Raw genomic sequence first — 14,639 nt, forward strand, 5'->3', positions numbered from 1 at the left:
GTCACGCGAACGGGTCCGAGATGCCGATGTAGGTGGTCTCGAGGTATTCGTCGATGCCCTCGAAACCGCCTTCGCGACCGAGACCCGACTGCTTCACACCGCCGAAAGGCGCGGCCGGATTCGAGACGAGGCCGGTGTTGAGGCCGAACATCCCGGTCTCGAGCCGCTCGGCGAGACGCAGCCCGCGGTTGAGGTCGCGAGTGTAGGCGAAGCAGACCAGGCCGTATTCGCTGGCGTTTGCGAGGCGCACGGCTTCGTCTTCGTCGCGGAATGCCGTGATCGGCGCGACCGGCCCGAAGATCTCCTCCTGCAGGATGCGGGCGTCGTGGGGTACGTCGACGAGCACGGTCGCCGGGTAGAAGTAGCCGGCCCCCGTGGGGGTCTCCCCGCCGAGGGCGAGGCGTGCTCCGTCGTCGATCGCTCCGTCGACGAGGTCGGCGACCTTGGTGCGGGTGGCCTCGTCGACCAACGGCCCGAGCGTCGACGTCGGGTCGGTGCCGCGGGCGACGACGGTCTGCCGCATCCGCCCGACGAGACGCGCCGAGAACTCCTCGACGATGCTCTCGTGCACCAGGAAGCGGTTGGCGGCGACGCATGCCTCGCCTCCGTTGCGGAGCTTGGCCAGCAGCGCACCCTCTACGGCGGCGTCGAGGTCGGCGTCTTCGAAGACGAGGAACGGCGCGTTGCCGCCGAGCTCCATCGACACGCGCAGCACCTGATCGGCGGCGTCCGCGATCAGGCGGCGTCCGACCTCGGTGGACCCGGTGAATGAGAGCTTCCGCAGCCGGGCATCCTTGATCAGTGGTCCGGTGACGGCGCCGGCTCGCGTGGTCGGGATGACGTTGACGACGCCGTCCGGCACGCCGGCCTCGCGGAGCACCTCGGCGAACAGCAACGCCGTGAGCGGCGTGAGGGCGGCCGGCTTCAGCACCGAGGTGCAACCGGCTGCGAGTGCCGGCGCGATCTTGCGGGTAGCCATCGCGAGCGGGAAGTTCCACGGCGTGATCAGCAGGCTCGGTCCGACCGGACGCTTGGCGACGAGGAGGCGGTTGCGTCCGTCGGGCGCGGTGGCGTAGCGCCCGGAGATGCGCGGCGCCTCCTCCGAGAACCAGCGCAGGAACTCGGCGCCGTACCCCACCTCTGCCCTCGACTCGGCGATGGGCTTGCCCATCTCCAGGGTCATGACCAGGGAGAAGTCGTCGGCACGAGCGGTCACCAGCTCGAACGCGCGACGGAGTATCTCCCCCCGCTCGCGGGGTGCGGTCGCTGCCCAGCCGGACTGGGCGGACGCGGCAGCGGCGAGCGCGGCCTCCCCGTCCTCGGGAGCGGCGTCTGCCACGTGGGCGAGCACCTCGCCGGTCGACGGATCGATCACGGGGAAGGTCGCGCCGCTGGTCGACTCGCGCCACTCTCCTCCGATGAAGAGACCTGTGGGCACGGAGGCCAGGAGCTCCTGTTCGCGGGCGGCGGTCATGCGGCCACCTCGATCGGGCTCTCGCGGCGGAGGTCCTGTCCGAGAAGTTCCTCATACAGGCGCACGGGAGTCATCTCCCCCGCACGGTCGCCGTACTGCGCTCTAGCCCGACGGAAGATCTGCTCCACCAGCGAAGAGAGCTCGACCGGCATCCCCACCGAACGCGCGAGGTCGACCGACAGCCCGAGATCCTTGCATGCGAGGGCGATCGCGAACCCCTCGTCGTAGTCGCCGTGGTCGAGGATCGAGAGCACGTCGTGCTCGACGAAGTTGCTGTTCGCCGGGCTCGCGACGAGCGCATCGCGCAGCACCCCGAGGTCGACGCCGGCCGCGACACCGACCGAGAGCACCTCGGCGGTGGCCACCAGGTGCGAGAACCAGAGCTGGTTGATCATGAGCTTCACCGCGTAGCCCGCGCCGTGGCCTCCCACGTGCAGGATGCGCTCAGGGTCGCCCATCGCCTCGAACACCGGCCGGAGTCGGGCGACCTCGTCGGCCTCGCCGCCGACGAAGATCTGCAGCATCCCGTTCGCTGCGCCGACCGACATCCCGCTCACGGGGGCATCGAGCAGGTGAAGGCCACGATGCGCCTCCGCCTGACGGATGCCCTCGAGCACCTCGGGTACCGATGTCGACATGTCGATCCAGGTCCCGCCGTCGGCGAGCCCGGCGACGAGACCGTCGGCGCCGGCGGCGACCGCTGCGACGTGCTTCGGCGTCGGCAGCATGGTGATGACGAGGTCGCTGGCGGCCGCGACCTCACGCGGGCTCTCGGCCCACCGTGCCCCGCCGTCGAGGAGGGTCGCGGCGGACTCGCGGCGCAGATCGGTGACGACCAGCGGGTACCCGGCGGCCTGGAGATTCTTCGTCATCCCCGATCCCATGTTGCCGAGTCCGATGAACCCGACGGTGGGGAGGGCGCCGTGCGGAGACGGGCTGAGTGAGGTCATGAGGAGCTAGGCGTCTTTCGTGGAGTCGGGTGTGTAAAACGGGTTCGTCGGGCTGTGCCGCGCGGCGAGCACGTCGTCGAGCGACGGCAGCGAGCGGGCCCCGTTGGCGAGCGCCGTCCGGGTGGCCTCTCGGTTGTTGCGGTAGACGGTGTCGGCGTCATCGGCGCCCGGGTTCACCCAGACCGCGGCGATGAGGGCGTGGGTGTCGGTGTCGGCGGCCGCGATGGAGCCGTCGGCGACGGCATCCGCTACTCCGGCCGCCACGCCCGCCTGCGCGGGCCCCCAGATGAGGACGCCGTGCTGGTCGTTCGCGGGAGCCGCCTTCGTGACGAAGAGCGTGAGGGGCTTCACGGGGAGCGAGGGGCGGAGCACCGCGACGAAGGGCACATGCCCCGCACTCGGGCTGGCGAGGGCGGTCGCCCAGGCCGTACCCGCCGGTCCGTCGCGGTGACCGAACACCGTGTTGATGTGGGCAGCATTCACGCCGTCTCCGACGAAGCTCTCACCGATCTGGAGGAGGTCGGTCATCAGATCAGGCCCTGCTCTTCGAGCCACTCGATCGCGACGTCTTCGGGGTCCTCGCCCTCGACGTCCACGAGCGCGTTGAGCTCCTGCATGACCTCGGTGGTGAGCAGCGGGCTGACCTCCGCGATCACGTCGGCGATCGCCGGGTACTCGTCGAGCGTCGACTGCTTCAGCGTGAATCCACCCTGGTAGCTCGGGAAGAACTCCTTGTCGTCCTCCATGACCACCAGGCCGAGCGCAGGGATGCGTCCGTCCGTCTGGAAGACCTCGCCGAAGTTGCAGTCGTCGCCCTTCTCGGTCGCGGTGTAGATGACGCCGGTGTCGAGCATCGTGATCGCGGCGTCGAAGCCGTAGGCCTCGCTGAGACCCGGCATCCCGTCGTCGCGGGTCGAGAACTCGCTCTCGATGCAGAAAGTCTGATCGCCGGCCGGCAGCTCCGCGACATCGCTGAGCGTCTTCACGTCGAGCTTCCTCGCCTCGTCCTCACGGATCGCGAAGGCGTAGGTGTTGTTGAACGGCGCAGGATCGAGCCAGGCGATGTCGTTGGCGGCATCCGCTTCCTTCACGGCGTCGAACTGCGCCTCGGCGCCCTGCACGGGAGCGGTGTTGCCGTTGTAGGTGATCCAGGACGTGCCGGTGTACTCCCAGTAGCCGAGGAACTGGTCGTTCTCGAGCGCCTGGCGCACGTTCGCCGATCCGACGAGCTTGGTGTTCGCCTCGACGTCGGCGCCGTGGGCGTTGAGGAGCGCGGCCGTGAGGTGCGCGAGGATGTACTGCTCCGAGAAGTCCTTCGAACCGATCTCGCCGGTGAGGCCTTCGAGCTCGTCGCCCTGGGCGGACGATCCTCCGCCGGCGCCGGCCGAGCAGCCCGTGAGGACGATCGCTCCCAGAGCGAGGGTGGCGATCGACGCGGAGGCGAATCTGGTGGTGGTCTTCATGTCGGGTTCCTTCCGGAGGGAATGGTGGTGTTTTTGAGGAATGTGGCGGTCAGAGACCTTTGGGGCGGACGATGTCCTCGACCACGCCGGCGGCCCAGTCGATGAGCACGGCGATCGCGGCGACGAGGATGGCGCCGACGAGCAGCACGGGGTAGCGCTGGAGCTTGAGACCGTTGACGATCATGTCGCCGAGGCCGCCGGCGTTGATGAAGGTGGCGACGGTGGCGACGCCGACCGCGAAGACGAGGGCCGTGCGGAGACCGGCGAGGATCACCGGCGAGGCGAGCGGCAGTTCGACCCGGCGCAGCACCTGACCGGGGCGCATGCCCATGCCCCGGGCGGACTCCTTGATGTTGGGGTCGACCTGGGCGAGGCCGGCGATCGTGTTCTGCAGCACCGGGAGGAACGAGTACACGACCAGGGCGACGAGCGCCGTCGTGAACCCGGTCTGCCAGACGATCGCGAGCAGGATCACGACGCCGATGGCGGGCGTGGCCTGACCGATGTTCGCGATGCCGATCACGATGCCGCGGAAGACCCGCGAGCGGGAGCGGCTGACGGCGATGCCGGCCGGGATCGCGAGCACCGCGACGAGGACGGCGGCGAGGATCGAGAGCACGAGGTGTTCCCCGATACGCGCGGCGATGTACCCGCCGTTGAGCGTGCGCTGCTCGATCGAGTCGAGCTCGAGGCTCGAGACCCACAGGAAGGTCGCGAGCAGTACGAGCGCCACGACGATCAGCGGCATCAGCCGGCGCAGTGCCGTGGGCATCCCGCGCCGTGGAACCGGCTGAGTCTGCAGCACCGTCGTCGTCGACGGCACGATCTGATCGGTCGACATCGTCACGCCTCCGCCGGGCGGTCGGAGCGGTGCGCACGCGGTTCGACGCCGAGCGCCTCGGAGATCGCGGCCTGGTCGATCGAGCCCACCGGCTGTCCGGCGCGAGTGACGGTGATCCGCGGGGCTCCGGTGAGCACGAGGAGGTCGAGAGCCTGGCGGAGCGAGGATGACTCGTCGATGGCAGCATCCGGGGCCGACGCGTCGATCGCACCGATGCGGGCGGTCTCGACGGGGATCAGGGCGAGACGCTTGAGGGCAGCGCCCTCGCCGATGAACGATCGCACATAGTCGTTGGCCGGATGGGCGAGGATGCGGGCCGGGGTGTCGAACTGCTCGATGTGGCTGCGTTCGCTGAGCACCGCGATGCGGTCGCCCATCCGGATCGCTTCTTCGAAGTCGTGCGTGACGAAGATGATCGTCTTCCCGATGTCGGCCTGCAGCCGAAGGAACTCGGCCTGCAGACGCTCGCGGGTGATGGGGTCGGTGGCACCGAAGGGCTCGTCCATGAGCATCACCGGCGGGTCGGCGGCGAGCGCGCGAGCCACCCCCACGCGCTGCTGCTGACCGCCGGAGAGCTGGCTCGGGTAGCGGTTCGCGAAGATGCCGGGGTCGAGCTGCACGGTGGTGAGGAGTTCTTCCACGCGTTCCGCGGTGCGCTGCTTCGTCCAGCCCAGCAGGCGCGGGACGACCGCGATGTTCTCCGCGATGGTGAAGTGCGGGAAGAGCCCGATCTGCTGGATGACGTAGCCGATGTGGCGGCGCAGCTCGTTGCCGTCCAACGAGAGGACGTCGTCGCCGTTGATGCGGATCGACCCGGAGGTGGGTTCGATGATGCGGTTGATCATCTTCATGGTCGTGGTCTTGCCGCAGCCGCTGGGGCCGACGAACATGACGAGTTCCCCCGGCTCGATGCGCATCGAGAAGTCCTCGACTGCGGGAGCGGTCTGTCCGGGGTACTGCTTGGTGATCTGGTCGAGGACGATGTCGACGCCGCCCTGCTGCGATGCGAGGGAGGTGAGAACGCCGGTGTTCGTGGAGATGTCAGACACGGAGACCCCTTGAGGTGGTGAGACGAGCGACGAGGATGAGGATGCCGTCGAGGACGAGCGCGAGGATGATCACGGCGACGGTGCCGGTCAGCGCATAGTTGAGGGCGTTCTTCGAGCCGAGTGACGACAGGCCCTTGAAGATGTACTCGCCGAGTCCGGGGCCGGCGACGTAGGCGGCGATCGCGGCAATGCCGACGGTGAGCTGAGCGGCCACCCGGACGCCGGTCATGATGACCGGCCGGGCGATCGGCAGCTGCACCGTGAAGAGCACGCGAGTCGGGCTGAGCCCCATGCCGCGGGCCGATTCGAGCACCGACAAGGGGACCTCGCGCAGGCCGACGACCGTGTTGCGCACGATCGGCAGGAGTGAGTAGAAGACGAGGGCGACGACGGTCGGCAGCCATCCGAGACCGAGCACGGGGCTCAGGAGCGCGAGCAGCGCGAGAGAGGGGATCGTGATCGCGATGGCGGATGCCGTGAGCACCGTGGTGCGGGCGATGCGACGGTTACGCACCAGGATGCCGAGGCCGATGCCGATGAGCGAGGCGAGGGCGATCGAGATCACGACGACCACGAGATGGTCCCGGGTGAGTTCGAGCACGTCGTCCGCGCGGCGGTTGAGGAAGACCCAGAGGCCTTCCCAGCTGAATCCGGTCAAGAAGTGCTCCTGTCTCGTCGTTGAGGCCGGTGCCGGGGAATGCGATCAACGTATCGCGGGTAGCCATTTCGTCAAAGGCTGTTGTTATTATGGCAACGCGGGTAGGGTGGTGACATGGATTCGACACCATCCCCCCGACGGAACTCCTCCGGTCTGAGCCGCGATATCGAGATCCTCGAACTCCTTGGCTCCGAAGACTCGCTGCGGTCGGGCGGTCTCGGGGTGTCCCAAGTCGCGCAGCTCACGGGCCGGGACAAGGCCGTCGTGTCCCGAACGCTGGCCACGCTCGCCGAGGCCGGACTGCTGGAACGCGACGAGGAATCCCTCCGCTACCTGCTCGGCCCGCGGCTCTATGCCCTCTCCGCCCGCACGGCGAGCACCACCCTCGTGCACGCGTCGCGCAGCATCCTGCGCCGCCTCGTCCAATCCACCAGGGAGACCAGTCACCTCTGCGTCCTGCGCGGCGGGAACGTCCTCACTCTTCTCAGCGAGCTGAGCCCCCACGACGTCCGCACCACGGGGTGGGCCGGTACGACGACCGCGGCGTGGCGCACTCCGTCCGGTCGGGCGCTGCTGAGCGACTGGGACGAGGAATCCCTGGCCCAGTGGTACGAAGAGCATGGGCAGGACCGCCCGCTCGTCGGCTCATTCGATCGCGCGGATGCTTCCGAGTTCCCCGTGCTCGATGCGCCGCCGCCCGGCAACGCCCCCGTCACCGACCTCGACAGTCTGCTCACCGAGCTCGCCCGCATCCGCGAGCAGGGGTTCGCCCTGTCCGACGAGGAACTCGAGTTCGGTGTCGTCGCAGCGTCCGCTCCGATCATCGACTTCACCGGACGCGTCGTGGCAGCCGTGAACGTCAGCGCTCCCAAAGCCCGTATCGGTCACCGTCTCGACGCGCTCGGCGGGCTCGTCGCGCGCGCAGCTCGAGAACTCTCGTCGCGGCTCGGCGCATCCTGAGGCCTGCCGGCCCGCGCGTCAGCGCGTCTTCGGCGGCGCCGTGCTCTCCCGCACGATGAGCTCGGTCCCCACGAGCGGCGTCTGCTGACGCTCTTCGCCGTCGAGCTCGACGAGAAGGGCATCGACGGCGAGCGCGCCGACCCGCTCCGGATGCTGCTGCACGGTGGTCAGCGGGGGCCAGAGCTGCGCCGCATCCGGCAGTCCGTCGAAGCCGACGATGCTGACGTCGCCCGGCACCTCGCGGCCGACCTCGCGGAAGGCCCGCAGGACGCCGATCGCCATCTGGTCGTTCGCGGCGAACACTGCGGTGACCCCGTCGAGCTCACGCAGTCGAAGGCCGGCTTCGTAGCCGGAGGCCGCCGACCAGTCCCCCTGAATGACCTCGGGGATCGTGAGGCCCCGGGCGTCGAGCGTCGCGCGCCAGGCCTCGCGCCGACGCTCTGCGGAGTACGACTTGGCCGGCCCCGCGACGTGCCACACGGTGTCGTGGCCGAGGTCGAGCAGGTGTTCGGTCGCGAGCGTCGCGCCCTGCGCCTGGTCGGTGTCGACGAACGGATGCGTGTCGGCGCGGTTCGAGTCCACGAAGACGACCGGCAGCCCCGCGGGGATCTCGATGTCGGCCTCGTCGAGCTGATGCGCCTCGATGACGATGATGATGCCGTCGACCGCGTGCTCCTCGAGCCGACGGAAGGCGCCCGCGACGGTCTCCCCGGCGCTCGACTCGACGGGGATGAGCGTCAGGGCGTAGCCGAGCTGCGCGGCGCGCACGGCGATCGCATCGAGGGTGCGCTGGTTTCCGTACGAGCTGAATGAGAACATCACCACGCCGATGGTGCGGAAGCGCCCGGACCGCAGGGCGCGCGCGGCGCTGTTCGGGCGGTAGCCGAGACTCTGCATGGCGGCTTCCACCCGCTCGCGCGTCGCCGCTCCGACGTATCCGCGGGAGTTCACCACCCGTGAGACGGTCTGTCCGGAGACCCCGGCTTCCCGGGCCACATCCTCCATCGACGGCTCGCGACGACGCTGCGAGGGCTCTGTCAGATGCTCCGAGGACACGATCAACCGTCCATTCATATGTTGACGTTGACACACTAGCAGCGGATCGCATATGTTGACGTAGACACATGGCGCATCGAGCGCTCCCACCCGAAGAAGGTCTCGTCGATGACGACTGAAATCCCCGCAGCTCTCGGAGCCCCAGGCATCCGACGCCGCGACAAGCGCGACTGGAAGGGATGGGCCTTCGTCGGCCCGTTCATGGTCGTGTTCGCCCTGGTGTTCCTGACACCGCTCGCCTACGCCCTGTACCTGAGCTTCTTCCAGGAGAGGCTCATCGGCGGCAACTCGTTCGTCGGTCTCGACAACTACGTCCGCGCGCTGAGCGACCCGCAGTTCTGGGAGGCGTTCGGCCGCGTGCTGATCTTCCTCGTCGTGCAGGTGCCGATCATGCTCGTGCTCGCGCTCGGCGCGGCCCTGGCCCTCGACAGCGCACGGCTGCGCGGAGCCTCCTTCTTCCGCATCATCATCTTCCTGCCGTACGCCGTGCCGGCCGTCGTCGCGGTGCTCATGTGGGGCTACATCTACGGCGACCAGTTCGGTCTCGCCAGCAACGTCAACGACTTCCTCGGCATCGACGCCATCACCCCGTTCGCCAAGGAATGGATGCTGGTCTCGATCGGCAACATCGTCACGTGGGAGTTCGTCGGCTACAACATGCTGATCTTCTACTCGTCGCTGAAGACCATTCCCACCGACATGTACGAGGCCGCCTCGCTCGACGGCGCCGGGGCGTGGCGGACGATCTTCTCGATCAAGATCCCCTCCGTCCGCGGCGCACTCGTGATCGCCACGATCTTCTCGATCATCGGCAGCTTCCAGCTCTTCAACGAGCCGAACATCCTGCGCCCGCTCGCCCCGAACGTGATCACCACGTTCTTCACCCCGAACATGTACGCGTACAACCTGTCGTTCGCAGGCCAGCAGTTCAACTACGCCGCAACGATCGCCATCATCATGGGCGTCATCACCGCGGTCATCGCCTACGTCGTGCAGCTGCGCGGCTCGAAGTCTGAGGTGCGCTGACATGGCACTCCTCCTCGCCCGCCCTTCCCGCAAGCGCCACGACCTGATGAATCCGCGCAAGTCCAACACCCTGCTGATCGTCATGGTCGTCTACGCGCTGTACACCCTGGTGCCGCTGGTCTGGCTGATCTTCAGCTCGACCAAGACGCAGTCGGGGCTGTTCAGCTCGTTCGGGCTCTGGTTCGCCGACGACTTCGCGTTCTTCGACAACATCGTCGCCACATTCTCGTACCGCGACGGCATCTTCCTGCGCTGGCTCGGCAACACGCTCCTGTACGTCGTCGTCGGCGCGGGTGGCGCGACGCTGCTCGCGACGATGGCCGGCTACGGTCTCGCGAAGTTCCGCTTTCCCGGTCGCCGTGCGGTCTTCGCCGTCGTCCTCGGTGCCGTGGCGGTGCCCGGCACGGCCCTGGCGGTCCCGACCTTCCTGCTGTTCAGCGAGCTCGGGCTGACGAACACCCCCTGGGCGGTCATCATCCCCTCGCTGATCAGCCCGTTCGGCCTGTACCTGATCTGGGTGTTCGCGACGGAGTCCGTGCCGACCGAGCTGCTCGAGGCCGCACGCATCGACGGCGCGGGCGAGTTCCGCACCTTCTTCACGATCTCGATGCGGCTCCTGGCGCCGGGCATCGTCACCGTGGCGCTCTTCACGGTCGTCGCGACCTGGAACAACTACTTCCTCCCCCTGATCATGCTGTCCGATCCCGCCTGGTACCCGCTCACCGTGGGCCTCAACCAGTGGAGCGCTCAGGCGATCGGAGCGGGATCCCAGCCCATCTACAACCTCGTGATCATGGGCTCCCTCCTCACGATCATCCCGATCGTCATCGCCTTCCTGCTGCTGCAGCGGTTCTGGCAGTCAGGTCTCACCGCGGGAAGCGTCAAGCAGTAGCCCCCGCACTTCCGGCATCACCACCGCGGTCCGACGCTGGACCGCACCTCCCGAAAGGACACAGCAATGAAGCACCTTCCCTCCCCCGCGCGTCGCACCCTCACGGTGCTCGCCGCGGGCACCGTGGCAGCGCTGGCGCTGGCCGGCTGCGGCGCCGGAAACACCGGTGACGCCGGCGGCGGCAACGCGGGCTCCGGTTCGTTCGACTCCGTCGAGGCGGCACTCGAGAAGGGCGGCGAGATCACCTACTGGTCGTGGACCCCGTCCGCCGAGGCGCAGGTCGCAGCCTTCGAGAAGGAATACCCGAACGTCACCGTCAACCTCGTCAACGCCGGCACCAACAACGAGGAGTACACGAAGCTGCAGAACGCCATCAAGGCCGGCTCCGGTGCTCCCGACGTCGTGCAGGTCGAGTACTACGCCTTCCCGCAGTTCGCCCTGACCGACGCGTTCGTCGACCTGTCGCAGTACGGCTTCGCCGACTTCGAAGACGACTACACCGCGTCGACCTGGAACTCCGTCACCGACGGCGACGCCGTCTACGGCCTGCCGCAGGACTCCGGCCCCATGGCCCTCTTCTACAACAAGGCCGTGTTCGATGCCGCAGGCGTCGAGGTTCCCACCACCTGGGACGAGTACTACGAGGCGGCCAAGACCATCCACGCGGCGAACCCCGACGCATACATCACCAACGACGCCGGTGACGCGGGCTTCGCGACATCGATGATCTGGCAGGCGGGTGGCCAGCCGTTCGAGACCGACGGAACCGACGTCACCATCGACCTGGAGGATGCCGGCTCGAAGAAGTGGACCGAGAACTGGAACCGCCTCGTCGAGGAAGACCTCGTCGCGCCGTACGGCAGCTGGAGCGACGAGTGGTTCCGCGCCCTCGGCGACGGAAGCCTCGCGACCCTCGTGATCGGCGCCTGGATGCCCGGCAACCTGATCACGGGCGCACCGGACGGTGCCGGTGACTGGCGCGTCGCCCCAATGCCGAGCTACGACGGCAAGCCCGCCAGCGCCGAGAACGGCGGCGGCGGCCAGGCTGTCACCACGCAGAGCAAGAACCCCGAGCTCGCGGCCGGTTTCCTGTGGTGGCTGAACAACTCCGAGGACAGCATCTCGATCTTCCTCGAGTCGGGCGGGTTCCCGTCGACGAACGCGGAGCTGTCGAGCGAGGAGTTCCTCGCCGATGCGCCCGAGTACTTCGGCGGCCAGAAGATCAACGAGGTCCTCGCGGCAGCCGCCGGTGACGTCGTCCAAGGCTGGAACTACCTCCCGTACCAGGTGTACGCGAACAGCATCTTCGGCGACACCGTCGGCCAGTCGTACCAGAGCGGAACCGACCTGAACCAGGGCCTGACCTCCTGGCAGGACGCGCTGACCGAGTACGGCAACGCACAGGGCTTCACCGTCAACAAGTAGCACGTCGGCTGCGCGGGGACCCCGGCCCTTCGACAGGCTCAGGGACCCAGGGGTTCCCCGCGCAGTCACCTCCGACCGAAAGCACCACGAAAACGTGACCTCCTTCTCCCTCGGCGCCACCGACTTCCTCCGCGACGGCGTGCCGCACCAGGTGATCTCCGGCGCTCTGCACTACTTCCGGGTGCACCCCGACCAGTGGCAGGACCGCATCCACAAGGCGCGACTCATGGGTCTGAACACCATCGAGACCTACGTCGCCTGGAACGCGCACGAGCCGCGTCGCGGCGACTGGGATGCGAGCGGATGGAACGACCTCGGTCGATTCCTCGACCTCGTGCACGCCGAGGGCATGGACGCCATCGTGCGCCCCGGCCCCTACATCTGCGCCGAATGGCACAACGGCGGACTCCCGGTCTGGCTCACCGGCGGCGAGCGCGAACTGCGCTCCTCCGAGCCGGCATTCCTCGCCGACGTGAGCGCATACCTGCGCCGCGTCTACGAGATCGTGGCGCCGCGCCAGATCGATCGCGGCGGCCCGGTCGTGCTCGTGCAGATCGAGAACGAATACGGCGCGTACGGCGCCGACAAGGCCTACCTCGAAGCGCTCGTCGCGGTCACGAGGGACTCCGGCATCACCGTGCCGCTGACCACGGTCGACCAGCCGGTCGATCAGATGCTGGCCGACGGCAGCCTTCCTGACCTGCACAAGACCGGATCCTTCGGCTCGCGCAGCGTGGAGCGGCTTGAAACCCTCCGGAAGCACCAGCCCACCGGCCCCCTCATGTGCTCGGAGTTCTGGGACGGGTGGTTCGACTGGTGGGGCGGAGTGCATCACACGACCGACGTCGCCGCCGCGGCATCCGATCTCGACGCACTCCTCGCCGCCGGCGCCTCGGTCAACATCTACATGTTCCACGGGGGCACCAACTTCGGCCTCACCAACGGAGCCAACGACAAGGGGCGCTACCTGCCGCTCGTCACCTCGTACGACTACGACGCCCCGCTCGACGAGGCCGGCGAGCCGACAAGCAAGTTCTTCGCCTTCCGCGAGGTGATCTCCCGGTACGCCCCGGTGCCCGAGGAGCTTCCGGCCGCGGCCGCGCCGCTGCCGGCCTTCGAGGTCGACCTGACTCCCGCCGGAGCATGGACGGATGCCGCGGCATCCCCCCTGGTCACCGATCGCCCGCAGACGTTCGACGAACTCGCCCACCTCAGCGCGCTCGTGCGCTACGACGTGGAATTGCCCGGGAACGACGGCGGGCTGCTCACTGTCGAGGACGTTCGCGACCTCGCCTGGGTGAGTGTCGACGGACAGCACGTCGGCACGCTCTCGAGGACGCGCCACGACCGCGCGGTGCGGATTCCTGCGGGACGCACGCTCAGCATCCTCGTCGAAGACCAGGGCCGAGTGAACTACGACCACCGCTTGGGCGAGGAGAAGGGGCTGATCGGCGTCGTCGCACTCGACGGCACCCCGCTCACCGGGTGGCGTTCGACGCCTCTCGACGTCCGCCCGATCGCGGCGGAGGTCGGCGCCCGTCAGGACAGCGTGCTCACAGGCAGCGGCCCGACGGCCTGGACCGCAGACTTCACGCTGGAGTCGGCGTCCGACCTCTTCCTCGACACCGCGTCGTGGAGCAAAGGCTACGCGTTCGTCAACGGATTCTTCCTCGGCCGCTACTGGCGCAACGGTCCGCAGCGCACACTGTACGTTCCTGCGCCCGCGACGCTGGCGGGATCGAACCGCTTGGTGGTGCTGGAGTTGGAGCATGTCCTGGCACCGCGGGCGAAGTTCGTGCCTGCGCTGTCTCTCGGCGTCACGGAGGAGTGAACCGGGTTCAGTCGCGGTACCTGTGCCAGAGCCCGGCGGACAACCGCTCGGCATCAGCGTCATGGATGCGCTGCCAGTTCCGACCGTTGCGGGCAAAGGTGGCCCGCACACCGCCCGGCACCTGCGCCTGGTCGATCGGTTCCGCGAGCCACTCGCAGGGCCGGACATGTACGAGGTCCACGGCGGCGGCGTCCTCCCCGGGGTCATACGCCCACGGGCCGGCGATGCGTCCGAGATAGGTCAGGCCGTCGACATCCCTCGTCCACACGAACGCACCGATCGGCGCCTTCGCGAACCGTTCGATACGCCACGCCAATCGGATGCCGGACTGCGCGTCTGCCGTGACCAGCGCCTCGGCCAGTGAGCCGGGAGCCGCCTCCAGCCTGCCGCCGATGCCGCAGATGCCGAGCTCGAGGGCCCGCTCCGGCCCCACACCGCGGGGCACCGAATCGTCGCGCGAGCGCATCGGTGCACGATAGATCGGCATCTCGCTCATCGAACAGGCACCAGCGTCGTGTCGATCGACGTCCCATCGATCATGGCCCACATCATCGTGCAGACCGGCTGGCGACGCCGGTCGGTGGGCGACCCGGGGTTCAGCAGGCGCATTCCCGCGGGAGACACGGTGTCCCAGGGGATGTGCGAGTGTCCGAAGACGAGCAGATCAGTGTCTGCGAAGGCGGCGTCCATCCTCTCTTCCCGACGGGTCGCCGCGCCGGTCTCGTGGATGACCGCGATCCCGACGTCCTCGACCCTGAACCGGGCGATCTCGGGAAGCCGCGCGCGAAGCTCGGGGCCGTCGTTGTTGCCGTACACCCCGTGGAACGAGCGGGCCCGCGATTCGAGCAGGTCGAGCGTCGGCGAGTCGACCCAGTCCCCCGCGTGTACGACCACGTCCGCATCGTCGATCGCGCGCAGCACGGCGTCCGGCAGGCGACGGGCGCGCTTCGGTACGTGCGTGTCGGCGAGCAGCAGCATCCGCGTGGTCATGGACGACACGCTATCCGACACGCT

15 protein-coding genes are annotated in these 14,639 nt (G+C 68.3%); 5 read left to right on the forward strand and 10 right to left on the reverse strand.

Translation table 11 applies throughout. From position 1 onward, the window contains the following. Position 1: 1 nt before the first annotated feature. The 7 genes from QFZ21_RS05685 to QFZ21_RS05715 are packed head-to-tail and all read right to left on the reverse strand — an operon-like array spanning position 2 to position 6,435. Positions 2-1,474, reverse strand: a complete 1,473-nt coding sequence (locus QFZ21_RS05685; RefSeq protein WP_307375301.1) for an NAD-dependent succinate-semialdehyde dehydrogenase — start codon at positions 1,472-1,474, stop codon at positions 2-4. Beyond that, positions 1,471-2,424 (reverse strand): NAD(P)-dependent oxidoreductase, encoded by a 954-nt coding sequence (locus tag QFZ21_RS05690; protein WP_307375303.1) that lies wholly within the window; start codon positions 2,422-2,424, stop codon positions 1,471-1,473. The genes QFZ21_RS05685 and QFZ21_RS05690 overlap by 4 nt, the downstream gene beginning before the upstream one ends. Before the next feature lie 6 nt (positions 2,425-2,430). After that, the gene (gene fae, locus QFZ21_RS05695) at positions 2,431-2,952 is read right to left on the reverse strand and encodes a formaldehyde-activating enzyme (protein ID WP_307375306.1); all 522 of its coding nucleotides are present in this window, start codon (positions 2,950-2,952) and stop codon (positions 2,431-2,433) included. After that, positions 2,952-3,887: a glycine betaine ABC transporter substrate-binding protein gene (locus QFZ21_RS05700; protein WP_307375309.1), complete on the reverse strand. Its 936-nt coding sequence runs from the start codon at positions 3,885-3,887 to the stop codon at positions 2,952-2,954. The genes fae and QFZ21_RS05700 overlap by 1 nt, the downstream gene beginning before the upstream one ends. A gap of 49 nt (positions 3,888-3,936) precedes the next feature. Continuing rightward, complete coding sequence (locus tag QFZ21_RS05705) at positions 3,937-4,728, reverse strand: ABC transporter permease (protein WP_307375311.1); 792 nt, start codon at positions 4,726-4,728, stop codon at positions 3,937-3,939. A gap of 2 nt (positions 4,729-4,730) precedes the next feature. Further along, a complete protein-coding gene (locus tag QFZ21_RS05710) occupies positions 4,731-5,777 on the reverse strand; it encodes an ABC transporter ATP-binding protein (RefSeq protein ID WP_307375313.1) in 1,047 nt (348 codons plus the stop codon). Then, positions 5,770-6,435, reverse strand: a complete 666-nt coding sequence (locus QFZ21_RS05715) for an ABC transporter permease (protein WP_307375315.1) — start codon at positions 6,433-6,435, stop codon at positions 5,770-5,772. Before QFZ21_RS05715 ends, QFZ21_RS05710 begins: the two co-directional genes overlap by 8 nt. Before the next feature lie 114 nt (positions 6,436-6,549). On the opposite strand from QFZ21_RS05715, the gene QFZ21_RS05720 reads away from it, so the two are divergent. Beyond that, entirely contained in the window at positions 6,550-7,395 is an 846-nt protein-coding gene (locus QFZ21_RS05720) for an IclR family transcriptional regulator (protein ID WP_307375317.1), read from the forward strand. A gap of 18 nt (positions 7,396-7,413) precedes the next feature. Here the strand turns inward: QFZ21_RS05720 and QFZ21_RS05725 are convergent, their stop codons facing one another. Further along, positions 7,414-8,400 carry a LacI family DNA-binding transcriptional regulator gene (locus QFZ21_RS05725; RefSeq protein WP_373426039.1) on the reverse strand — a complete coding sequence of 329 codons (987 nt, stop codon included), beginning with the start codon at positions 8,398-8,400 and terminating at the stop codon, positions 7,414-7,416. A 159-nt stretch (positions 8,401-8,559) separates the two neighbouring features. On the opposite strand from QFZ21_RS05725, the gene QFZ21_RS05730 reads away from it, so the two are divergent. From QFZ21_RS05730 to QFZ21_RS05745, 4 genes are all read left to right on the forward strand, one after another. Next, positions 8,560-9,477: a carbohydrate ABC transporter permease gene (locus QFZ21_RS05730; RefSeq protein ID WP_307375323.1), complete on the forward strand. Its 918-nt coding sequence runs from the start codon at positions 8,560-8,562 to the stop codon at positions 9,475-9,477. A 46-nt stretch (positions 9,478-9,523) separates the two neighbouring features. Further along, entirely contained in the window at positions 9,524-10,369 is an 846-nt protein-coding gene (locus QFZ21_RS05735; RefSeq protein WP_307381238.1) for a carbohydrate ABC transporter permease, read from the forward strand. A 66-nt stretch (positions 10,370-10,435) separates the two neighbouring features. After that, positions 10,436-11,794 carry a sugar ABC transporter substrate-binding protein gene (locus QFZ21_RS05740; protein ID WP_307375325.1) on the forward strand — a complete coding sequence of 453 codons (1,359 nt, stop codon included), beginning with the start codon at positions 10,436-10,438 and terminating at the stop codon, positions 11,792-11,794. A gap of 94 nt (positions 11,795-11,888) precedes the next feature. Further along, complete coding sequence (locus QFZ21_RS05745; protein WP_307375327.1) at positions 11,889-13,625, forward strand: beta-galactosidase family protein; 1,737 nt, start codon at positions 11,889-11,891, stop codon at positions 13,623-13,625. A gap of 7 nt (positions 13,626-13,632) precedes the next feature. On the opposite strand, the gene QFZ21_RS05750 is transcribed toward QFZ21_RS05745, so the two are convergent. Continuing rightward, on the reverse strand, positions 13,633-14,091 hold the full coding sequence (locus QFZ21_RS05750; RefSeq protein ID WP_307375330.1) for a GAF domain-containing protein: 459 nt from the start codon (positions 14,089-14,091) through the stop codon (positions 13,633-13,635). Between the two features lie 26 nt (positions 14,092-14,117). Next, complete coding sequence (locus tag QFZ21_RS05755; RefSeq protein WP_307375333.1) at positions 14,118-14,615, reverse strand: metallophosphoesterase; 498 nt, start codon at positions 14,613-14,615, stop codon at positions 14,118-14,120. Between the last annotated feature and the right edge of the window lie 24 nt (positions 14,616-14,639).

The organism is Microbacterium sp. W4I20, assembly GCF_030816505.1.
In the GTDB taxonomy this organism is placed as follows: domain Bacteria; phylum Actinomycetota; class Actinomycetes; order Actinomycetales; family Microbacteriaceae; genus Microbacterium.

Bases quoted from the DNA above. Each gene is read 5' to 3' on its own strand.
- QFZ21_RS05685 (WP_307375301.1), bottom strand. From the start codon at position 1,474: ATGACCGCCGCCCGCGAACAGGAGCTCCTGGCCTCCGTGCCCACAGGT.
- QFZ21_RS05690 (WP_307375303.1), bottom strand. From the start codon at position 2,424: ATGACCTCACTCAGCCCGTCTCCGCACGGCGCCCTCCCCACCGTCGGG.
- fae (WP_307375306.1), bottom strand. From the start codon at position 2,952: ATGACCGACCTCCTCCAGATCGGTGAGAGCTTCGTCGGAGACGGCGTG.
- QFZ21_RS05700 (WP_307375309.1), bottom strand. From the start codon at position 3,887: ATGAAGACCACCACCAGATTCGCCTCCGCGTCGATCGCCACCCTCGCT.
- QFZ21_RS05705 (WP_307375311.1), bottom strand. From the start codon at position 4,728: ATGTCGACCGATCAGATCGTGCCGTCGACGACGACGGTGCTGCAGACT.
- QFZ21_RS05720 (WP_307375317.1), top strand. From the start codon at position 6,550: ATGGATTCGACACCATCCCCCCGACGGAACTCCTCCGGTCTGAGCCGC.
- QFZ21_RS05725 (WP_373426039.1), bottom strand. From the start codon at position 8,400: ATGGAGGATGTGGCCCGGGAAGCCGGGGTCTCCGGACAGACCGTCTCA.
- QFZ21_RS05730 (WP_307375323.1), top strand. From the start codon at position 8,560: ATGACGACTGAAATCCCCGCAGCTCTCGGAGCCCCAGGCATCCGACGC.
- QFZ21_RS05735 (WP_307381238.1), top strand. From the start codon at position 9,524: ATGAATCCGCGCAAGTCCAACACCCTGCTGATCGTCATGGTCGTCTAC.
- QFZ21_RS05740 (WP_307375325.1), top strand. From the start codon at position 10,436: ATGAAGCACCTTCCCTCCCCCGCGCGTCGCACCCTCACGGTGCTCGCC.
- QFZ21_RS05750 (WP_307375330.1), bottom strand. From the start codon at position 14,091: ATGCGCTCGCGCGACGATTCGGTGCCCCGCGGTGTGGGGCCGGAGCGG.
- QFZ21_RS05755 (WP_307375333.1), bottom strand. From the start codon at position 14,615: ATGACCACGCGGATGCTGCTGCTCGCCGACACGCACGTACCGAAGCGC.